We start from the raw sequence: 21,350 nt of genomic DNA, 5'->3' as shown, positions 1-21,350 counted from the left end.
TACAGTGGGAGCCTGCGAGAACCGCCGTCCGGCATCGTGCGATAGCGCGGGATCACCTGGCGAACTTGCGGACGATGGCCCGCAGCTTCGCCACGCGAGTCGTCAGTTCTCTTTCGTGGCCGTGCTCGGTGGGCGTGTAATAGTCGCGATCGAGCAGTGCGTCCGGCGGGTATTGCTGCGCGACCACGCCCGGCGCGGAGTCGTGTGGATACTTGTAGCCGACCCCGTTCCCGAGCCCCTTCGCCCCCTTATAGTGCCCGTCGCGAAGCACTTTCGGCACCTGGCCGATACGCCCCGACTGCACGTCGCCCATGGCTTCGTTGATCGCCTTGATCACGCCGTTCGATTTCGGCGCCGTCGCGAGGTGGATCGTCGCCTGCGCGAGTGCGATACGGCACTCGGGCATACCCACCTTTTCCACGACATGCGATGCCGCCGTGGCCGCCTGCAGCGCAGTCGGGTCGGCCATCCCGATGTCCTCGGAGGCGTGCACCATGAGCCGGCGTGCCACGAACCGCGGATCCTCCCCCGCGACGAGCATGCGGGCGAGATAGTGCAGCGCGGCGTCAACGTCCGAACCGCGGATGGACTTGATGAACGCGCTGGTCACGTCGTAGTGCTGATCTCCGTCCCTGTCGTAGCGAACGGGCGCGGCGTCGAGGCTCGTCTCCACGTCCGCGGCGGTGATCGACTCTCCGCGCGCCGCACCGGCAGCGGCCTCGAGGATGGTGAGCGACCGGCGCGCGTCTCCCCCGGCGAGCCGCACGATGTCGTCGCGCGCATCCTCGTCGAGGCCCAGCCGGCCGCCGAATCCGCGCTCGTCGGACAGAGCCCGCAGGATGACGTCGGAGATCGCGTCCTCATCAAGGGACTGCAATTCGGCGATCAGAGACCGCGATAGCAGGGGCGAGATGATCGAGAAGTGCGGATTCTCCGTCGTCGCGGCCACGAGGAGAACGATGCCGTTCTCGACCGCCGCGAGTAGCGCGTCCTGCTGCGACTTGGAAAAGCGGTGCACCTCGTCGATGAAGAGGACGGTGCGAGTGCCGTGCGCGAGCCGGGTGCGTGCCGAATCGATCACTGCTCGCACGTCCTTGACGCCTGCGCTGAGCGCGCTGAGGGAGACGAAATGTCGATCCGAATCGGCCGCTACGAGCGACGCGAGTGTTGTCTTGCCGGTCCCCGGGGGCCCGTACAAGATCAGCGAACTCGCTCCGCGTCCCTCGACCAGCCGGCGCAGCGGAGAGTTATCGGAGAGCAGATGGGACTGGCCGAGCACCTCGTCCAGCGTGCGGGGCCGCATCCGCACGGCGAGAGGCGCGCCCGGATCCACCGGCTCATTCGCGGGACTCACGCCTCCGCGGGCCCGTGCTGCCGGTTCCGATCCGCCGGAGTTGTCCGTGCCGGGGTCGTCGACCGCGAAGAGTCCGACCGAATCGGCGGAATCGGCGCCGCGTGGGGTACTCATCTCCACCTCCGGAAAGAAAGTCTGCTTCGCCCCACGCTAATCGTTCGCGGTTCCCGGCGACATCTCGCGCTCCGCGCCGAGTGCTTTCTCGCTCACCGAATCGAGGGGTATTAGGTGAACATCTGACTAAACAATTGCTCATTCCATTGAGTTCTCCCTCAGGTTGGGCTTGGATTTCTATCGGCCTATGTCCCTTAAGAGACAGGATTCGACTCTCTCCATGTGCGACCTTCATGATTGCGACCACGACCGTCAGGCCCGCGCCAAGCGGGCCTCCGCCTCCCCGACCGAGGTGGACAGGCGTACGGCGTTGGGGCTGGGCGGCGCCGCCCTCGCCTCGCTGGGCATGGTGCAATTTGCGGGATCGTCCGTTCCGAAGGCGTCCGCGGCGCCCGGTCCGCTACCGGCAGAGGACCTTGATCTCATGGTCATCGTGTGTGACGGGATGCGCCCGGACGAGCTCAACGCGGAACAGACACCAACGCTGTGGCGCTGGGCAACCCAGGGCACGCGCTATTCCAACGCGAAGGCGCACATGGTCGCCGAGACCCTGCCCAACCACACAGCGATGGTCACCGGCACCTACCCGGACCGCAACGGGGTCCCGTCCAACAGCATCTGGGACCACGGCGCGGGTGACGAGCGCACCATGGACCGGGCGGACGACATCACCTACCCGACCGTGCTCGAGCGCATCCGCACCGAGCGCGGCCTCACCACCGCCTCGGTCGTGAGCAAGGATTACCTGTACACGATCCTCGACGGCAAAGCTTCGGTGCACTGGACGCCCGGCCCGCTCCTGCCTGTTACCGATCACGCCCTCGACCACTTCACGATCGAGGCGCTCAAGGTCACGATCGACGATCACAGCCCGCGGTTCACGTTCGTCAATCTCGGCGATATCGACCGCTTCGGCCACATGGACTTCAGCGGCACCTCGTGGCGCCTCGCCCGCAACCAGGCGCTGTTCAACACCGACCACAAGCTGTGGGAGCTCGAGCAGTTCATGCGCGCGAATGGTTCGTGGGACCGCACCGCGATCCTCGTGCTCGCTGACCATTCGATGGACTGGTCAACTCCGTTCGACCTGATATCGGCGAAAGAGCTCACTGATCGGGATCCTGCGCTCCGGGGCCGGTTCGGTATCTCGCAGAACGGTGGCGCCGACACTTTCGCCTACCTCGGTGCCCCGGGCGACAAGGACGCAGCCATCGCGCGCCTCCGCGAGGTCGTACTCGCGCACCCGGGCGTCAACCGGGTCTATACCGGCGACGAGCTTCGTCTCGGCGAGCGCGGTGGCGACCTGGTCGCCACATGTCATCCCGGGTGGCGTTTCTCGGACCCGACCCCGGTGTCGAATCCGATCCCGGGCAACCATGGCCACGAGGTCACCCTGCCGATCCCGTTCTTCATCGCAGGCGGACACCCGTCTGTACGCCGCGGGCAGGTCGTCGACCGCCCGGTCACCACGCGCGATGTCGCCGCGACCGCGGCTCACGCGTTCGGACTGTCGTGGCAGGACATGGATGCCTCGCCCGCGGCGGAGGCGTTCACCTTCTAGCGCAGGACCACCACAAACCCACATAAATGACGGCGGAGGCGCGTGATCCCTTGGGGTTTCACGCGCCTCCGCCGTCATAGGTGCCAGTGGCGGCAGGACTCCGGGGTACTACTTCGCCGGTTCTGCGCCGTCCGCCGAGGCTGCGGCCTGGTCCGTCGCCTCGCCTTCGGCAGGCTTCGGCCCGCGTGCCTTCGGCTTCGCGTCGATCCCGGATTCCTTGCGCTGGGCCGGGGTGATCGGCGCGGGCGCATCGGTGAGCGGGTCGACTCCGCCGCCGGACTTCGGGAAAGCGATCACGTCGCGGATCGAATCGGTGCCCGCAAGCAGCGAGCAGATGCGATCCCACCCGAAAGCGATACCGCCGTGCGGCGGTGCGCCGTAGGACATGGCGTCGAGGAGGAAGCCGAACTTCTCCTGGGCGTCCTCGGCCGAGATACCCATCACGCCGAAGACGCGCTCCTGCACGTCCTGGCGGTGGATACGGATCGAACCGCCGCCGATCTCATTGCCGTTGCACACGATGTCGTATGCGTACGCAAGCGCGGAGCCGGGATCGGTGTCGAAGGTGTCGAGGAACTCCGGCTTCGGCGAGGTGAATGCGTGGTGCACGGCGGTCCATGCCGAATTACCGAGCGCGACGTCGCCGGAGGCGGTGGCCTCTTCGGCGGGCTCGAACATCGGGGCATCGACGACCCAGGTGAATGCCCAATCGCCCTCGCGGATCAGGCCGAGCTTCTCCGCGATGGCGCCGCGTGCCGCGCCGAGCAGGGCGCGCGAGGACTTCACGCCTCCCGCGCCGAAGAAGATGCAGTCGCCCGGCTTGGCGCCGACGTGCTCGGCGATCCCGGCGCGCTCGGCATCGGTGATGTTCTTCGCGACCGGGCCGGACAGCTCGCCGTCCTCGCCGACGAGGATGTACGCCAGGCCCTTGGCCCCGCGCTGCTTCGCCCATTCCTGCCACGCATCGAGCTGGCGGCGCGGCTGCGAGGCACCGCCCTCCATCACCACGGCGCCGACGTACGGTGCCTGGAAGACGCGAAACGTCGTGTCCTTGAAGTAATCGGTGCACTCGACGAGCTCGATGTCGAAACGCAGGTCCGGCTTATCGGAGCCGAACCGGCGCATCGCCTCGTCATAGGTGATCCGCGGTATCGGCGTGGAGATCTCGTAGCCGGCGGTCTTCCACACGTTCGCGAGGATGTCCTCGGCGAGCGCGATCACGTCGTCCTGGTCGACGAAGCTCATCTCCACGTCGAGCTGGGTGAACTCGGGCTGGCGGTCGGCGCGGAAATCCTCGTCGCGGTAGCAGCGGGCGATCTGGTAGTACCGCTCCATTCCCGACACCATGAGCAGCTGCTTGAACAGCTGCGGGGACTGCGGGAGCGCGTAGAACGTGCCCGGCTGCAGTCGCGCGGGAACCAGGAAGTCGCGGGCGCCCTCGGGGGTCGAACGGGTCAGTGTCGGCGTTTCGATCTCGACGAAATCATGCTCGCCGAGAACCTCGCGGGCGGCGGCGTTGACCTTCGAGCGCAGGCGCAGCGCCTTGCCCGGACCTTCGCGACGCAGGTCGAGGTAGCGGTAGCGTAGGCGCGCCTCCTCGCCGACCTCGTCGTCGAGCTGGAATGGCAGCGGCGCGGACTCGCCGAGCACCTCGAGCTTCTCGACATTGATCTCGACATCGCCCGACGGCAGGTTTGGGTTCTCCGAACCGGCGGGCCTGGTCTCGACGGTCCCGGTGACGAGAATGCAGTACTCCGAACGCAGGCGGTGCGCGGCGTCGGCGACATCCTCGTTGCGGAACACAACCTGGGCGATGCCGGTGGAATCGCGGAGATCCACGAAGATCACGCCACCGTGGTCGCGGCGACGGGCCACCCAGCCGGCGAGGGTCACGGTGGTGCCCTCATCGCCGGCGCGCAGCTGTCCTGCCGAGTGGGTACGCAGCACGAGGCTTCCTTTCCTCACTCCCGCCTGCGCGCGCTTCGGGCCGGCACAGGGCCCGGCCGCAGCCGCACGTCGACGGTCGTTGGTTTTTCGGTGTTCTGGTTTTCCTATGACGCCGGACGTGGCTTAATTAGCTTGACTCAAACCCACGCGGCGCGCTCAGTACAATAGCCAATCCTACGGCGCTTCACGGCGGGCAGCACCCGCCGGGTCACCTGCCCGATTCCATTCCGCGCACCCGCGACGACGTTCCACACGAGGAGAAACCCCATGACGTTCAGAAGGCAGGGAAGCCTCGACACCTCGGGCGTGTCCGGTGGAGGCGGCGGGCGCGGCCGCGGGGTCGCATTGGGCGGAGGCGTCGGCGGCATCGTGGTGGTGCTCGTTGCCGTCATGTTCGGGATCAACCCGTCCGAGCTGGGCGTCAACACCGGCGCCCTCGGTGGCGGCGGAAATATGGGCACGGACGCCTCGGCACAGCAATTCCAGGACCAGATCGATTCGTGCACCCTGGAAGTCGCCAATACGGACACCGTGTGCCGCATCGTCGCGACAACCGAGAGCCTCGAGGACGTGTGGAACGCGCAGCTGCCGGAGCAGACCGGCATGCGCTATGAGCAGGCGCATACGAACCTGTTCTCCGGGCAGATATCCACAGGTTGCGGCACCGGGGATTCGGCGATGGGGCCGTTCTACTGCCCCGCCGATAACATCGTCTACCTCGATCCGGAGTTCTTCGACCAGGTGCTTGCGGGGCAGCTGGGCGGATCGAACGCCCCGGCGTCCCAGATGTACGTGGTTGCGCACGAGTTCGGCCACCACGTGCAGACCCTGCTCGGCGATATCCGCCGCTCCCAGCAGGACCCGCAAGGTGAGAGTTCGGGAGCTGTACGGGTGGAGTTGCAGGCGGACTGTTATGCGGGCATCTGGGCCCACTACGCGACGACGACGCCGGCTCCAGGCGGCGACCTACCGCTGCTCGAGTCCCTCACAGAGTCGGATATCGACGAGATCGTTCGGTCCGCGGAGGCGATCGGCGACGATCACATCCAGAGTCTCGGCTCGGGCCGTGTCGACCCGAGCTCATGGACCCACGGATCTTCCGACATGCGGCGCACATGGTTCGTCAACGGCTACCAGAATGGTTCCGTCGAGGCCTGCAACACCTTCGACGCCCAGATCTAGCCGGCGAGAGCCGCGACGACCTCGTTCAACGCGACGGTGCGCTGTTGACCGTCCGCCATGTTCTTGATGATGCAGTTGCCCTCGGCGATTTCCTGTTCGCCGAGCACAAGGGTGTGTGCGGCGCCGGAGCGGTCCGCGCCCTTGAACGCGCCCTTCATACCGCGATTGCCGTAAGCCATATCGACCCGCAGTCCGGCGTCACGAAGCGAGGCAAGTAGCGGGACCATCGCCGCCCGCGCCTCGGCTCCGAGAGCGACCCCGTACACGTCGACCCGAGCAGCCGGGGCCGCGTCGACGCCTTCGGCGCGCAGCGCGAGCATCGTCCGGTCGACGCCGATGCCGAAGCCGACCCCCGAAAGTTCCTGCCCGCCGAGCTGCGCCATGAGTCCGTCGTAGCGGCCACCGCCGCCGATGCCGGACTGTGCTCCGAGGCCCTCGTGGACGAACTCGAACGTGGTCTTCGTGTAGTAGTCGAGCCCGCGCACCAGCCGCGGGTTGATCGTGTAGTCGACGCCCATCGCGTCGAGGTGGCCGCGAACCTCGGCAAAGTGCTCGGCAGCGTCGTCCGAGAGGTTGTCGAGCATGAGCGGGGCGTCGGCGAGCTGCTCGCGAACCTCCGGGCGCTTATCGTCGAGCACCCGCAACGGATTGATCGCCGCGCGCTCCTTCGTTGCCTCGTCGAGGTCCAGGCCGGAAAGGAAGGACTGGAGCTTCTCCCGGTACGGCGCCCGCGATTGCATGTCGCCGAGCGAGGTGAGGTCGAGGCGGTAACCGGTGAGGCCGAGCCGTTTGAAGCTCTCGTCGGCGATGGCGATGACCTCGGCGTCGAGAGCCGGGTCATCGACCCCGATCGCCTCGATGCCGGCCTGCTGGAGCTGGCGGTAGCGCCCCGCCTGCGGACGCTCGTACCGAAAGAACGGCCCGGCGTAGCGCAGTTTGACCGGCAGTTGGCCGCGGTCGAGCCCGTGCTCGATGACGGCGCGAATCACGCCGGCAGTGCCCTCGGGCCGCAACGTCACCGAGCGGTCCCCACGGTCGGCAAAGGTGTACATCTCCTTGCTGACGACGTCGGTCGATTCCCCTACCCCGCGCGCAAAAAGAGTGGTGTCCTCGAAAATGGGGAGCTCGATGTACCCGTACCCGGCGCGTTCGGCCGCGGTGAGGATCGCGCCGCGCACCGCGAGGAACTCGGCCGATTCCTGTGGCACGTAGTCCGGGATGCCCTTGGGCGCGCTGAACTTGGTCTTCTTGCCCTTCGACTCAGAACCAGACACCGAGGACCTTTCCAGGAGGGGGAACTATAACCTTAAAACACCAGGTAGCGTACACCGTCAGTGCGAGAGAATGCGCGCTGGGTCTAGCCGAGTCCGCGCAGGAATGGATTGGCCGCGCGCTCCTGGCCGATCGTCGTCTGCGGTCCGTGGCCCGGCAACACCACGACGTCGTCGTCCCTGGACAGGAACTTCTTCGCGATAGAGGCGAGAAGCACCTCGTGATCCCCGCCGGGTAGATCGGTTCGGCCAATTCCACCGTTGAACAAGACATCTCCGCCGAACATCACGGTCACATCGGACATCGACCCACCTTCGGCCTCGATATCGGCGGTAGTCGTGAAGGACACCGAGCCCTCGCTGTGTCCCGGGGCATGGTCGACGCTGAAGCGCAGCCCGGCATATTCGAGTTCCTCGCCGTCAAACATCTCCACCACGACCTTCGGCTCGGCGAACTCCTGCCCCTGGAGGAAGCTCGCGGTGTCCGCGGACATCCCCTTGGCCGGGTCGGTGAGCATGTAGCGGTCGTCGGGATGGATGAGCGTCGGGATCTCGTAATGATCGGCGACCTCGCGGACGTTCCAGGTGTGGTCGAGGTGCCCGTGGGTAAGCAGTACCGCCTCAGGGGTGAGGCCGCCGGATTCCAGAAGCTCGCGCACCCGCGGTGCGGCGTCCTGACCGGGGTCGATGACGACGCAGCGCGAGTCCTCACCGACGACGATGTAGCAGTTCGTCTGGAACATTCCCGCTGGGAAACCGAGGATCTTCATGCCGTCCACTCTCCTTGTCTTATCGTCCGAGCGAGAAAAATTACCCGATCCTTTGCCGGAACATAGCCCTTGGTTCCACGGGACTAAGCATGTTGGCGCTAGGCTGGTTCGCTGGACGAGGTGCGGTGTCGCTGGCTCCGAGTGACACCCGGACCTCCTCATTGCACCCTATTAGCTAGCGAACTCGCTAGCCGAGCAGACCGGGAGAGTTAGTGTCCACGAATGAGGAACGCCGGGCTGAGGCGCGGCAACGGCTGCGCGACGAGCTCGCTGCACAGAAGAAGCGCGAGAAGCGGACCACCATGACCCTCGTGGCGGTGGCCTCGGTCATCGTGCTGGGACTCGTGGCGACCGGCGTCACGATGAAGGTGCGCGAGAACATGCACGAGAACCAGATCGCCGCCGAGCAGGAGGCGATGGACGCCTATCTCGCCGACTGGGCGGAGTGCGACTACGCACCCTCTGCGGACGATCAGATGGAACCGATTCCGCAGGAGCAGATCGATCAGGCGGATGAGGCGACCCGCAAGCAGTACGAGGATCTCAACGACAAGATCGAGATCGCCAAGAAGGAAAAGGTCTCCGCCGATCCGCCGGAGGGCGACCAGTACCGTCACGGCACCGCGGACGTCGACATCACCACCAACAGCGGCGACATCGACCTCACTCTCGACCGCGCCAAGGCGCCGTGCAACACCGCGAGTCTGCTGGGGCTGGTGGATCAGAAGTACTTTGACGACACCATCTGCCACCGTCTGACCAAGACCGATCCGGACCAGGCCGCGGCCATGGGCGGCGGACTGTCCGTGCTTCAGTGCGGCGACCCGACCGGCACCGGCCTGGGCGGTCCCGGTTACAACGTGCAGGACGAACCGCCGACGGATCTCGAGCCCGGCGCCGACGGACAGACCGCCGTCTACCCGCGCGGGACGGTGGCAATGGCAAAGGGCCAGGCACCCAACTCGGCCGGCTCGCAGTTCTTCCTCGTCTACGAGGACTCGAACCTGCCCCCAGAATACTCGGTCGTCGGCAGCATCGGCGAAGAGGGCCTCAAGACGCTCGACAAGATCGCCGACCAGGGCACCAAGAGCGACGACACGCAGAACCCCGACTCCGAGGTGCCGAAGAAGGAAGTCAAGATCGAGAAGGCCGTCATCTCTGACGAAGAAGAGGTGCCGGCCAAGCCGGAGAAGCCCGAGCTGAGCGAGGAAGCCAAGATGGCCGAGGCTCCGGCCTAGCGGCAATCGCTTCCTTCGCGAAGAACCCGGTCCGAGATTCTTTCTCGGACCGGGTTTTCTCGTCTCGCGGTGGCGACTGCAGTGACCGCGCTAGTTCGAGGAGTTCGTGATGCGGTACGCGTCGTAGACGCCTTCCACGCGGCGCACCGAGGACAGCACCTGCCCGAGGTGGCCGGGGTTGGCCATTTCGAACGAGTACCTCGAGATGGTCACCCTGTTGTCGTCCTTCATCTGCAAGGTCGCCGAGAGGATATTCACGTTCTCGTCGGCGATTGCCTTGGTGATGTCGGACAGCAGCCGCTGCCGGTCGAGAGCCTCCACCTGCACGGCGACGAGGTAGAGCCCATCCGGTTCGGCGCCGGACCATTCGACCTTGACCAGCCTTTCCGCCTCGCGCTTCAACTCGGCTGCGTTCGTGCAGTCTGTCCTGTGCACGCTGACGGTGCCGGTACGGGTGACGAAGCCCAGAATGTCGTCCCCGGGCACCGGCGTGCAGCAGCGGGCGAGCTTGACCACGACATCCTCAAGACCGTCGACGAGCACGCCGGAAGCCGTCGTCCGCTCGCTGAGATTGGCCTTCGGCACCTTCTTGTTCGACGAGCGCTCGGCGAGCTCCTCGGAAACCTCCTCACTGCCGCCGAAATCGGCGATCAGCTTGGACAACACATGCGTGGCCGACAGGTGCCCCTCGCCCACCGCCGTATACAGAGCAGTGACGTCGGAGTAGGACAATTCCCTGGCGACCGCGGTAAGCGAGTCGTTGGAAAATAGCCTGTGAATCGGGGCGCCCGAGCGTCGGATTTCCCGAGCGATCTGTTCCTTACCGCGCTCGAGTGCTTCCGATCGGCGCTCCTTGGCAAACCACTGGCGGATAGCCGTCTTCGCGCGGCCTGTGACGACGAAGTTCTGCCAGTCACGGCTCGGGCCGGCACCCGAGTCCTTCGCGGTGAAGATCTCCACCGTGACGCCGTTGGTGAGCGGTTTCTCAAGCGCGACGAGCTTGCCGTCGACCTTCGCCCCGATGCAGCGGTGCCCGACCTCCGTGTGCACGGCGTACGCGAAATCGACGGGCGTGGCGCCCTGAGGCAGACTGATTGCCTTCCCCTTCGGGGTGAAGACGAAAATGTCCTTTGAATTGATCGCAAAGCGCAGGCTGTCGAGGAACTCACTCGGGTCCTCGGCTTCCGCCTGCCACGACAGCAGCTGGCGTAGGTACGCCATCTCGTCGATATCCGCGGCGTCCCCGTCGTGCCGGCCCTTGGTCTCCTTGTATCGCCAATGCGCGGCGATGCCGTATTCGGCGGCATGGTGCATTTCGTGCGTGCGGACCTGGATCTCCAGGGGTTTGCCCTCCGGACCCATGACGGAGGTGTGCAGTGACTGGTACACGCCGAACCGTGGCGCGGCGATATAGTCCTTGAATCGGCCCGGCATAGGCGCCCACAGCGAATGGACGACGCCGACGGCTGCATAGCAGTCGCGTACGGAGTCGCACAGAATGCGGATGCCGACGAGATCGTGGATCTCGTCGAACGCGCGGCCGCGGATCATCATCTTCTGGTAAATCGACCAGTAGTGCTTGGGGCGGCCATCGACGGTCGCATGGATATGCGAGGACCGCAGCTCCTTGGTGAGTAGGTCCTTCACCGTCCGGATGTACACGTCGCGACTGGGCGCGCGGTCGGCGACGAGACGGACGATCTCTTGGTACTTCTTCGGCTCCAGAATCGCGAAGGCGAGATCCTCGAGCTCCCATTTGATGGTCGCCATTCCGAGACGGTGCGCGAGCGGAGCGATCACCTCGAGGGTTTCGCGTGCCTTCTTCGCCTGCTTCTCCGGGCGCAGGAACCGCATCGTGCGCATGTTGTGTAGGCGGTCGGCCACCTTGATCACGAGCACGCGCGGATCCTTGGCCATCGCTGCGATCATCTTGCGGATCGTCTCGGCCTCGGCGGTTTCGCCGAATTTGACCTTGTCGAGTTTGGTCACCCCGTCGACGAGGTGGCCGACGATATCGCCGAAATCGGTGCGTAGCTGGTCGAGAGTGTAATCGGTGTCCTCGACCGTGTCGTGCAGTAGCGCCGCGACGAGCGTGGTCGTGTCCATGCCCATTTCCGCGCAGATCGTCGCGACGGCCAGAGGGTGGGTGATATAAGGGTCGCCGGACTTACGGAGAACGCCTTCGTGCTTCCGCTCGGCCAGCCGATAGGCGCGAGCGAGAAGCTGGGCGTCGGCTTTGGGATGGTAGCGCCGGTGTACGCGCAGGAGCGGCTCGAGCACGAGCGGTGTCGCGGATGTGCGCGGCGCCGTCATCCTCCGGGCCCACCGGGCGTAGACGCCTCTGGTGGCCTTGGGATTGGCCACGGGCAGAGGTTGAGTGCGCCTGTCTTCGGGGTTCGGACCGGGATTAGCGACGGTCATTTAGGCCTCCCCCTCTCAGGCGACGTGGTTCGTTCGCAACCTATCCGGCGGAAAGACAGCGAACGTTATGTCCGACGAGTTTATCGCGACCGCCCAATCCGGGGACCTCAAGTACCACAGAAATACCCGCGACCTCCGCGCCCGCCTCTCCGAGCAACTCGACTGCGGCGGCCACCGTGCCACCTGTTGCGAGTACGTCGTCAACGACGAGGACGCGTTTACCTGCCAGTTCGACGCCTTCGGCGGGAATTTCGAGGGTGGCTTCGCCATATTCGAGTTGATACGTGCGTGAGAACACCGGGGGCGGCAGCTTCCCCGCCTTGCGAATGGCGAGTACGCCCGTGTTCAGGTGCATAGCCACTGCCGCGCCGAGGAGGAAACCGCGCGCGTCCAGCCCCGCTACGAGGTCGATGTCCGACCATTCGCCACCGAGCGCGTCGATAACGCAGTCGAACGCTTCCGAGTCGGCCAATACCGGCGTGAGGTCGATGAACTCGACTCCGGTCGTCGGGAAATCGGGCACGCGGCGTGCGTGCCGTTCGATCAGCGCGTTGGCGGCACTGAAATCGCTCATAGCCGAAACCATCCTCGTGTGGTGCCTGATGAACCTGTTGTGCTCGGTAGCTAGGAGGACGCCGCTTCCGCTTGCTGCCTCCGCCGCAGTACCGCCTCGTCGTGCTTCTTGATGTCCTTGCGGCGGTTTTTGATGTCGACCAGTAGAGGTGTCGCCAGGAAAATGGACGACAACGTACCGGTGAAGATGCCCACGACCTGGACAAGAGCCAGGTCGCGCAGCGTGCCGACACCGAGGATAACCACTGCGATGATGACGAGCGCCGCGAGCGGCAGCAGCGAGATCACCGTGGTGTTGATCGATCTCATGAGCGTCTGGTTGACGGCGAGGTTGGCTTCTTCGGCGTAGGTGAACTTCGATCTGTGCCTTATGCCCGCAGTGTTCTCCTGCACTTTGTCGAAGACGACGACGGTGTCGTACAGGGCGAAACCGAGAATTGTGAGCAGACCGATGACCATAGCGGGGGTCACTTCCCAGCCTACGATCGAATAGATGCCCGCCGTGAACACGAGGACATACAACATCGATGCCATCGCGGCCGCAGACATGGCTGCCTCGAATCGAATCATGATGTAGACGAAGACGATCGCGACGAAAGCGATCAGCGCGATGACCGCCTGTTTGGTGACGGCGCTGCCCCAGGATTCCGAACGGTTCGAATCACCGATGGCGTTGGGTGAGACTTCTCCGGCAGCGTTCACCGGTTGGTATTCCTCGAACAGCGCGTTTTTCGCGTCCGTGATCTGTTGCGTGCTCAGGAACGGCATCTGGATCTCGACCTGGCGGCCGCCGCCGGCGCCGATGAGCTGCGCCTCGGCGACCTCTTCCCCGGTCGCATCCGAAACGATCTGCGAAGCGACCTCCGTATCCACCCCCGCAGCCGGGACCGACAGCTTGGTTCCGCCCTCGAAATCGATGCCTAGAGCGAAGCCGCGGAATACGATGCTGCCGAGGCAGATGAGGAGAATGATCAGTGATAGCGCGTAATAGAACTTGCGCTTCTGGACGATTGGGAAGCCACCGGTACCCGTGTATAGGCGGTTGAGCCAGCTTTCCTTTTTCGCCGTGTCACCTGGTACGGGAGCGTCCGCCGAGCCCTTCGGCTTATCGATTGTGGTGCTCATCAGGCGTCGTCCCCCTTGGACTGAGAAGAAGGTGTGCTGCCGGCTGTGGTCGCGGCTTGCTCGGACGCTGCGGTATTTCGTCGCGAGGCCTCGCTACGGTGCTCGGCTGCAGCCTTGACGCGAAGGTCTTCCATCGCGCCGAGGCCGTTCATCGAGTTCTTCGAAAAGACCGGCTTCGTGGACGCGAGGTACACCAACGGCCACATGATGGTGAACGCGACCAGGATGTCCATGATTGTCGTGAGGCCGAGTGTGAACGCGAATCCACGAACCTCACCGATGGCCAGTACGTAGAGCACGACGGCGCCGATGACAGACACCATATTGCCCGTCACGATGGTGCGGGAGGCGTTCTTCCAGCCGCGAGGCACTGCCGATCTGAATTTGTGCCCTTCGCGGAGTTCGTCCTTTATTCGTTCGAAGTAGACGACGAAAGAGTCGGCGGTCATGCCGATACCGATGATGACGCCGGCAACGCCTGCGAGGTCGAGGGTGTACCCGATCCAATTGCCCAGCAGTACCAGCACGCCGTAGGTGAGCACGATTGCGAATACCAGCGACAGGAAGGCAAGGAGACCGATGACTCGGTAGTACAGCAGCGAATATCCGAGGATGAGGAGCAGCCCGACGGCGCCTGCCAGGAGCCCGGCCTCCAGTGAGGCCTGACCGAGGCTCGCCGGGACGTTGTCAACGTTAGGCTCTTCGAATGAGACCGGAAGTGCGCCAAAGCGGAGATTGGATGCCAGCGACTGAGCGGTGTCCATATCATCCAGGCCTGTGATCGAGGTCTGCGAGCCGGGCGGCGTGACGCCCTGGATGACCGGCGCACTGATGACCTCGTTGTCCATGAGGATGGCGACTTGTTGGTTCAGGTACTCCTGGGTGAGCTGCGACCAGGTCATCGACGCATTGACGGGGCCACCATTGAAACGGAAGGCGACTTGGATCTGACCGCGCTGCTGGTCGAAACCCGCGCTCACCGAGTCTCGCTGGATCTTCTCGCCGTCGAGATAGCCTGCCGGCCCCTCGGGAGCTCCGTCGACCTTGGGTTGAGGGGCGAGAAGGTATTTCTGTCCATCGCCACAAGCGAGCAGGTACTGGTCAGGGTTATCGACGCCGGCGAGCAGATCGGTTTCCGGACAATTCCACGTATTGAGCTTCTGCTGAAGCGCGGCCTGATCATCACCTTGGCGTTCCGCGCGGGCATCCTCGATCGCCTTTTCCGCGGCTGCCTGGTCCCCGGCGGTGTCCGGCGTCGGTTCGAAATTGAACGGGTCGGCCATGGGGACGACCTGCACCACAGGGCGGATCGTGAGCTTCGAGGTCTCACCCAGGTCGCGGGCCGCCGTCGCGTCTTCGCCCGGAACCGTGAGGACGATGTTACTTCCGTCGAGAACGACCTCGGCCCCGGAAACACCGAGGCCGTTGACCCGCTCGCGAATGATGTCGGTGGCTTGCTGCATCGACTCCTCGTCGGGCTCACCGCGCGGTACAAGTGTTACTCGCGTGCCGCCTTGCAGGTCGATACCCAGCTTCGGTGCGAACGCGCCCGAAGACGTCATGAACGCGAGTAGGTAAAGAAAAATCGTGACAAGGCCGAAGATCGACATCAACCACCACGGACGTGGTCGCGAATCTTTCCGTCGGTTCGTTTTGGGTGCAGTCAACGTAGAGGTGTCTTTCCTTGCACTTAGTGGCCGGCAACGACGATGAGCCCCTTGGAGAGGCAGCTCATTGCCGCGGGCCCGCCCCGGCAATCGGAGCTACTTCGTGGGTCCTACTCGCAGCAGCTATCGGCAAGCGAGGCCCGTTTACTCTACCCGCTCCAAATGCAGCGAGCGCAAACACTTTGCGCGGCGCGGCGCGGATGGGAATTACTTCTCGGACTCGGGTCCCGTGGGGTTGTCCGGAGTCTCAGGGGACTCTGTGGAATTGAAATCCTGGGTCGCAGGCTGCTCCTGCGGAGTAATTCGCTCGCGAATAACTCGGCGATCCCAAGTGGACACGACGCCCGGAGCGATTTCGAGATCGAGTGTCGCCTCGGAAGTTGCCACCACCTTTGCGTGCAGGCCCGCGGTGGTCATCACAAGGTCGCCGGGCTGAAGACTGTTCTGGAGCCCCTGAACTTCCTTCATCGTCTTCCGTTGACGAACCATCTGCATGATCATCAAGCCGAAGAGCACGACAATGAGAAGCGGCAGCAACAATTCCATGGGTAATTCACTCCAAATCTAAGGACAATTTTTCCTACGCCCGCGAAAGCCTACCGGTTTAGCGTGAGCAACAGCACACTAGGGCGAGGGCGACGTACTACGGAAATAGCCCGCCCTCGCCGGTTGAATTCGGGTCTTCGTCTGACGGGGCACGTTGTGTGTACTCCGACTGCCGGAGCCCCATATGATCCCAGGCCGCCGGAGTCGCGACCCGGCCGCGCGGGGTACGCGCCATGAGGCCTGCTCGCACGAGGTAGGGCTCGCAGACCTCTTCCAAAGTAGAGCGTTCCTCTCCGACAGCGACGGCGATGCTCCCGAGCCCGACCGGACCTCCGCCGTGGATTTGCATGAGGGCTCGCAGAACGGCCCGGTCCAACTTGTCCAGGCCGATTGCATCGACTTCGTACACTCGCAGCGCGGAATCAGCCAATTCCAGTGTGATCCGACCATCGCTCTTGACCTCGGCGTAATCTCGCACGCGGCGAAGAAGGCGATTGGCAACGCGCGGTGTTCCACGTGAACGTCGGGCAATTTCGACAGCCGCGCGCTCCTCGAGTGGAACCGCGAGTATCCCCGCAGTTCGGGTAACGATGTGGGCCAGATCCGCATCCTCGTAGAAGTCCATCGTTGCGGTGAAACCGAATCGGTCTCGCAATGGTCCGGTGAGGGATCCGGATCGTGTCGTCGCGCCGACCAGGGTAAACGGCGCGATATCGAGGGAGATGGAGTTCGCTCCGGGACCTTTTCCGACCATGACGTCGATGCGGTAGTCCTCCATGGCGAGGTACAGCATTTCCTCGGCCTCGCGGGCCATCCGGTGGATTTCGTCGATGAAGAGAACATCCCCAGGCTGCAGGTTCGTCAGGATCGAAGCCAGATCTCCTGCCCTTACCAGCGCCGGGCCCGAGGTGAGGCGGAGAGCGCCGTTGACCTCCGCAGCCACGATCATCGCCAGCGAGGTTTTTCCCAGCCCAGGCGGACCGGCGAATAGGAGATGATCGGGAGCCTCATCACGCGCCTTCGCCGCGGTTAGGACTACGCGGAGCTGCTCTCGAACCGAGTCCTGACCGACAAACTCGTCGAGGCTGCGCGGTCGAAGCGCCGTTTCCGCATCGGAATCAAAGGGGGTAATCGATGTGGCCGTGACCTCGAGCTCGGTCTCGGGGTCACTTTCAGCGCCGTCGTAGAACTGCGTCATGGTCTCCCCTACTTACCCGGTCCAAGTTGCTTGAGCGCGAGTCGAAGTAGGGCAGCTGAGTCCACGTCCGGCTCGCCTTCCGAGACCTTCGCGACGGCCGCAGCGGCGTCCTTGGTGGGAAAACCGAGTCCTTCGAGCGCAGTGATCACGTCGGCGTGGCCGCCGACGGCCACGGCAGTCGTTCCGTTCGAGGCGTCGGGGGCGGCGCCGTTATCGGCGTATGCGTCGAGTTTTTCACGCAGGTCGAGGATCATCCTCTCGGCGGTGCGTTTGCCCACTCCGGGCACGCGTTGAATCGTCTTGACGTCCTCGTTCGCGACAGCCGTCGCGAGGTCGGCAGGGTCCATCGTTGCCACCACAGCAAGCGCGATGCGGGGACCGATACCACTGACTCCCTGAACGAGTCCGAACACTTCCCGGGCGGCGGACGACTCGAACCCGTAGAGCGTCAACGAATCTTCCCGCACGACGAGTGTGGTGTGGAGGAAACCTTCCTCCCCGCGGCGCATTGTCGACAGTGCCGTAGGCGTCGCGTGCACGAGGATTCCGACCCCTCCGGCCTCGATGACGCAGTGCCCCAATGCGACCTCGAGGACTCGGCCCCTCAGCGTGGAAATCATTCGTACGTGTGCCTCTTCCTAGTTCCGTGGTGCGACAGGCCGACCTGACCTCGAGCTAACGAATCTTATTCGAGGGGCGCTGTCTGACCGCCGACTCGCCGGCATCGGTGCGCTGACTGAGCGCGGCAGCCACCTTAGCCTCATACCCCGACAAAGTCCCCTGACCCGTGCCGGCGTGCGATGCGGTCAGGGATTCGGCCGGGGCGCGCCAGGCATGGCACACCGCCAACGCAAGGGCGTCCGCGGCGTCGGCAGGCTGTGGAGGCTTCTGGAGTCCGAGAATGCGCGTAACCATAGTGGTGACCTGCTTCTTGTCCGCACGCCCATTTCCAGTAATGGCGGCCTTGACCTCGGACGGCGTACGAAAGTCCACCGGAATCGATCGATACGAGGCGGCAAGCGCCACGACCCCCGCCGCCTGTGCGGTCCCCATCGCCGTGCTGCGCTGGTTCTGTGCGAACACCCTCTCGATCGCGAGGATGTCGGGCTGGTGGACGTCCATCCATTCACACGCGGCCTCGAAAATCGACTTGAGGCGAAGCTCGAGGCGCTCATCCGAGGGGGTACGGACAACGTCAACGTCCAACGCGACGACGTCGCGTCCTTTACCCGTCTCGACGAGCGCCATGCCGCAGCGCGTCAGTCCGGGGTCGACTCCCATGACGCGCATCTTTTACATGCTCCTAAAACTGGTGGACCGCTACGCGTCGAGCTCGGCGAGCACGTCGTCGGAGACATCGATGTTGCTGTAGACGTTCTGCACGTCGTCCGAATCCTCGAGTGCGTCGATAAGCTTGAACACCTTGCGGGCCAGTTCCGCATCGGCTTCGACCTCAACCGAGGCGCGGAAGCCGAGTTCGGCGGAATCGTAATCGATGCCCTCTTCCTGCAGCGCGGTACGGACCGCGACGAGATCGGTCGGCTCGGAAACGACCTCGAACTGTTCGCCCAGGTCGTTCACCTCATCGGCCCCGGCCTCGAGCACAGCCATAAGGATGTCGTCCTCGGTCTTGTCGCCCTTGTCGAGAACAACCTCGCCCTTACGGCTGAACAGATAGGACACCGAACCCGGATCGGCCATATTGCCACCGTTGCGTGTCATAGCGGTTCGAACCTCGCCGGCCGCGCGATTGCGATTGTCGGTGAGGCACTCGATGAGCACAGCGACACCGCCAGGGCCGTAGCCCTCGTACATGATGGTTTCCCAGTTGGCGCCGCCTGCTTCCTCGCCCGCGCCGCGCTTACGGGCGCGCTCGACGTTGTCCTGCGGGACGGAGTTCTTTTTCGCCTTCTGGATCGCGTCGTAAAGAGTCGGGTTGCCGGCGGGGTCGCCACCGCCGGTGCGTGCCGCGACCTCGATGTTCTTGACGAGCTTGGCGAAGAGCTTGCCGCGCTTGGCGTCGATCGCGGCCTTCTTGTGCTTGGTGGTTGCCCACTTGGAATGGCCCGACATGAGCGCCTCCTTCTAGGAATGGAACGTGAGAAGTCAATGTGTCCGCGCGCGCACCGGATGCGAAAACCTCGTACCGCCTGGGCAGAATTGTCGGCGAAACCGTGCAACGCTTTCCCTCCAGTCTAAACGTGACCGAAGCGAGCGCACGGCTACGGCACAGCGCTGCGGCGTCCCGGGCCTTCGGCGCGAAAGTTGACCATCTGCAGGAAGTGTTCGTGTACCGACAGATCGTCGGTGAGTTCGGGGTGGAAGGACGTGACGAGTGCGCCCCCCTGCTGGACCGCAACGGCCACCGGGGCGCCGGAATCATCGGCGACTTCGGCGAGAACCTTCGCGTCGGGGCCGACCTTCTCCACCCACGGGGCGCGGATGAACACCGCGTGGATGCGGTCTCCGCCGTCAAACGGGATGTCGGTTTCGAATGAGTCGACCTGGCGCCCGAACGCGTTTCGGCGCACGGTGATGTCGAGTGCAGAGAAGTTGAGGGCGTCGTCGCGGGTGTCGAGTACCTCGCCGGCGAGCAGGATCATGCCTGCGCAGGAGCCGTAGACCGGTAGCCCGCCGGCGAGTGCAGAGCGCAGTGGCGCTTCCAGCTCGTGTAGGCGGATGAGGTTGGACATCGCGGTCGACTCCCCGCCGGGGAACACGAGCCCGTCGATGCCCTCCAGATCCGACGGGCGGCGTACGCGCACCGTTTCGGCGCCGCATGCGTCGAGACTCGCGATGTGCTCGCGAAAATTGCCCTGAACGGCGAGAACGCCTATTCGGGCGGGAGAAACCTGGGGCATGAGTTCCTAATATTCAAGTCGCGGACCCCCGCGCGGCGGTTCAGCCGCCCGTGCGGGTGAGTCCTTCTTGGGTGACCGCGGCGACGACGTTTCCGTGCGCGTCGAAAATGCGCCCCTGGGTGAGCGAACGTCCATGCGACGCGGACGGCGAGGTCTGGTCGTACAGCAACCATTCGTCGGCGCGGAATGGGCGCTGGAACCACATCGCGTGGTCGAGCGAGGCTTCCTGAATTTCCACTCCCGGGTGCGGGACCCGGGCGGAACCGAGCAGGGTCATATCCGACATGTAGGCCAGGGCGCACACGTGATCGTTCGGATCGTCGGACAGCTCGCCGGTGTAGCGGAACCACACGCGCTGCTGGGCCGCGAGAACCGGGTACAGCTTCTGCTGGTCGGCGGGGATGAAGCGGATGTCCCACTCGGTCCACTCGTCGAAGAAGGCCTTGGGCTGGCCGCTGAACTCGAGGTCGCGGATGTTGGTCAGATCCTCGGGACCGACCACTTCGGGCATCTGGTCCTGGTGCTCGAGGCCCTCCTGACCGCCCACGTGGAACGAGGCGCTCATCGAAAAGATGACCTCGCCTTCTTGCAGAGCGGATACCCGCCGCGTGCTGAACGAACGGCCATCGCGCACACGGTCCACCGTGAACACGGTGGATTTTTTCGGGTCGCCCGCGCGCAGAAAGTATCCGTGAAGCGAATGCACCGAACGGTCGTCCTCGACCGTGCGCACCGCCGCGGTGAGCGTCTGGCACGCGATCTGTCCGCCGTAGGTGCGGATCAGCTGCGAATCCATCGGCTCGCCGCGGTAGAGGTCCCGGTCGATCCTCTCGATGTCGGTGACCTGAGAAAGTGAAGGCATTGCTGCGCTCTCCTCCGTCTACCAGCCGCGCTCGGCGAGGCGGTGCGGCTCGGGAAGATCGTCGACGTTGATGCCGACCATGGCCTCGCCGAGTCCACGCGAGACGCGGGCAAGCACGTCCGGATCGTCGTAGTTCGCGGTGGCCTCGACGATCGCCTTCGCGCGCTGTTCCGGATTCCCGGACTTGAAGATGCCCGAACCGACGAACACACCCTCGGCGCCGAGCTGCATCATCATCGCGGCATCCGCCGGCGTCGCGATACCACCGGCAGTGAAGAGCACGACGGGCAGCTTGCCCTCGCGCGCGACCTCGGCGACCAGCGGGTACGGCGCCTGGAGCTCCTTGGCGGCCACGTAGAGCTCGTCCTCGGGCAGCGAGGAGAGCTTGCGGATCTCGCCGCGAATCTGGCGCATGTGGGTGGTGGCGTTGGAGACGTCGCCCGTGCCGGCCTCGCCCTTGGAACGAATCATCGCCGCGCCCTCGGTGATACGGCGCAGCGCCTCGCCGAGATTGGTCGCACCGCACACGTAGGGCACGGTGAAGTCGAACTTGTCGATGTGGTTCGAGTAGTCGGCCGGGGTGAGAACCTCGGACTCGTCGATGTAGTCCACGCCCAGCGACTGCAGGATCTGCGCCTCGACGAAGTGGCCGATGCGGGC

General features: G+C 64.5%; 19 protein-coding genes. 3 read left to right on the top strand and 16 right to left on the bottom strand.

The annotated features are described in order from the left end of the window. Positions 1-52 precede the first annotated feature (52 nt). Positions 53-1,468, bottom strand: coding sequence for a replication-associated recombination protein A (locus K8V11_RS14280; RefSeq protein ID WP_303915712.1), 1,416 nt, complete (start codon positions 1,466-1,468; stop codon positions 53-55). Positions 1,469-1,655: 187 nt separating this feature from the next. On the opposite strand from K8V11_RS14280, the gene K8V11_RS14275 reads away from it, so the two are divergent. Further along, positions 1,656-3,029 carry an alkaline phosphatase family protein gene (locus K8V11_RS14275; protein ID WP_303915708.1) on the top strand — a complete coding sequence of 458 codons (1,374 nt, stop codon included), beginning with the start codon at positions 1,656-1,658 and terminating at the stop codon, positions 3,027-3,029. 108 nt (positions 3,030-3,137) lie between these two features. Here the strand turns inward: K8V11_RS14275 and aspS are convergent, their stop codons facing one another. Beyond that, on the bottom strand, positions 3,138-4,976 hold the full coding sequence (gene aspS / locus K8V11_RS14270; protein ID WP_303915705.1) for an aspartate--tRNA ligase: 1,839 nt from the start codon (positions 4,974-4,976) through the stop codon (positions 3,138-3,140). Between the two features lie 267 nt (positions 4,977-5,243). Here aspS and K8V11_RS14265 point away from each other — a divergent pair, with 267 nt between their 5' ends. Beyond that, positions 5,244-6,158 carry a neutral zinc metallopeptidase gene (locus tag K8V11_RS14265; RefSeq protein ID WP_303915702.1) on the top strand — a complete coding sequence of 305 codons (915 nt, stop codon included), beginning with the start codon at positions 5,244-5,246 and terminating at the stop codon, positions 6,156-6,158. Here the strand turns inward: K8V11_RS14265 and hisS are convergent. Both hisS and K8V11_RS14255 read right to left on the bottom strand, forming a co-directional pair. Next, a complete protein-coding gene (hisS, locus tag K8V11_RS14260) occupies positions 6,155-7,432 on the bottom strand; it encodes a histidine--tRNA ligase (protein WP_303915699.1) in 1,278 nt (425 codons plus the stop codon). The two genes, K8V11_RS14265 and hisS, sit on opposite strands and share 4 nt — an antisense overlap. A gap of 83 nt (positions 7,433-7,515) precedes the next feature. Further along, positions 7,516-8,199 carry an MBL fold metallo-hydrolase gene (locus K8V11_RS14255; RefSeq protein WP_303915697.1) on the bottom strand — a complete coding sequence of 228 codons (684 nt, stop codon included), beginning with the start codon at positions 8,197-8,199 and terminating at the stop codon, positions 7,516-7,518. Between the two features lie 212 nt (positions 8,200-8,411). Here K8V11_RS14255 and K8V11_RS14250 point away from each other — a divergent pair, with 212 nt between their 5' ends. Beyond that, entirely contained in the window at positions 8,412-9,437 is a 1,026-nt protein-coding gene (locus K8V11_RS14250) for a peptidylprolyl isomerase (protein ID WP_303915694.1), read from the top strand. Between the two features lie 90 nt (positions 9,438-9,527). On the opposite strand, the gene K8V11_RS14245 is transcribed toward K8V11_RS14250, so the two are convergent. From K8V11_RS14245 to K8V11_RS14190, 12 genes are all read right to left on the bottom strand, one after another. Then, entirely contained in the window at positions 9,528-11,858 is a 2,331-nt protein-coding gene (locus K8V11_RS14245; RefSeq protein WP_303915692.1) for a bifunctional (p)ppGpp synthetase/guanosine-3',5'-bis(diphosphate) 3'-pyrophosphohydrolase, read from the bottom strand. Between the two features lie 40 nt (positions 11,859-11,898). Next, a complete protein-coding gene (locus K8V11_RS14240; protein ID WP_303915689.1) occupies positions 11,899-12,432 on the bottom strand; it encodes an adenine phosphoribosyltransferase in 534 nt (177 codons plus the stop codon). 50 nt (positions 12,433-12,482) lie between these two features. Beyond that, a complete protein-coding gene (gene secF / locus K8V11_RS14235; RefSeq protein ID WP_303915686.1) occupies positions 12,483-13,556 on the bottom strand; it encodes a protein translocase subunit SecF in 1,074 nt (357 codons plus the stop codon). Further along, a complete protein-coding gene (gene secD, locus K8V11_RS14230; protein ID WP_303915684.1) occupies positions 13,556-15,118 on the bottom strand; it encodes a protein translocase subunit SecD in 1,563 nt (520 codons plus the stop codon). Before secD ends, secF begins: the two co-directional genes overlap by 1 nt. 312 nt (positions 15,119-15,430) lie before the next feature. Further along, positions 15,431-15,769 (bottom strand): preprotein translocase subunit YajC, encoded by a 339-nt coding sequence (gene yajC, locus K8V11_RS14225; protein WP_303915680.1) that lies wholly within the window; start codon positions 15,767-15,769, stop codon positions 15,431-15,433. 97 nt (positions 15,770-15,866) lie between these two features. Next, a complete protein-coding gene (gene ruvB, locus K8V11_RS14220) occupies positions 15,867-16,967 on the bottom strand; it encodes a Holliday junction branch migration DNA helicase RuvB (RefSeq protein ID WP_303915676.1) in 1,101 nt (366 codons plus the stop codon). An 8-nt stretch (positions 16,968-16,975) separates the two neighbouring features. Then, positions 16,976-17,587, bottom strand: a complete 612-nt coding sequence (gene ruvA, locus K8V11_RS14215; RefSeq protein WP_303915672.1) for a Holliday junction branch migration protein RuvA — start codon at positions 17,585-17,587, stop codon at positions 16,976-16,978. 55 nt (positions 17,588-17,642) lie between these two features. Then, positions 17,643-18,257, bottom strand: coding sequence for a crossover junction endodeoxyribonuclease RuvC (gene ruvC, locus K8V11_RS14210; protein WP_303915669.1), 615 nt, complete (start codon positions 18,255-18,257; stop codon positions 17,643-17,645). Positions 18,258-18,287: 30 nt separating this feature from the next. Continuing rightward, positions 18,288-19,040 carry a YebC/PmpR family DNA-binding transcriptional regulator gene (locus tag K8V11_RS14205; protein WP_303915666.1) on the bottom strand — a complete coding sequence of 251 codons (753 nt, stop codon included), beginning with the start codon at positions 19,038-19,040 and terminating at the stop codon, positions 18,288-18,290. A 149-nt stretch (positions 19,041-19,189) separates the two neighbouring features. Beyond that, positions 19,190-19,828: a pyridoxal 5'-phosphate synthase glutaminase subunit PdxT gene (pdxT, locus tag K8V11_RS14200; protein ID WP_303915662.1), complete on the bottom strand. Its 639-nt coding sequence runs from the start codon at positions 19,826-19,828 to the stop codon at positions 19,190-19,192. Positions 19,829-19,868: 40 nt separating this feature from the next. After that, positions 19,869-20,690, bottom strand: a complete 822-nt coding sequence (locus K8V11_RS14195) for an acyl-CoA thioesterase II (RefSeq protein WP_303915659.1) — start codon at positions 20,688-20,690, stop codon at positions 19,869-19,871. A gap of 18 nt (positions 20,691-20,708) precedes the next feature. After that, positions 20,709-21,350, bottom strand: a 642-nt coding sequence (locus tag K8V11_RS14190) for a pyridoxal 5'-phosphate synthase lyase subunit PdxS (RefSeq protein WP_303915657.1), incomplete at its 5' end; no start/stop codon positions are given.

The organism is Dietzia timorensis (genome assembly GCF_020742175.1).
Classification (GTDB): Bacteria; Actinomycetota; Actinomycetes; order Mycobacteriales; family Mycobacteriaceae; genus Dietzia; species Dietzia timorensis_A.
The sequence above is the reverse complement of the archived record's forward strand: the minus strand, read 5'-3'. Positions and strand labels throughout refer to the sequence as shown.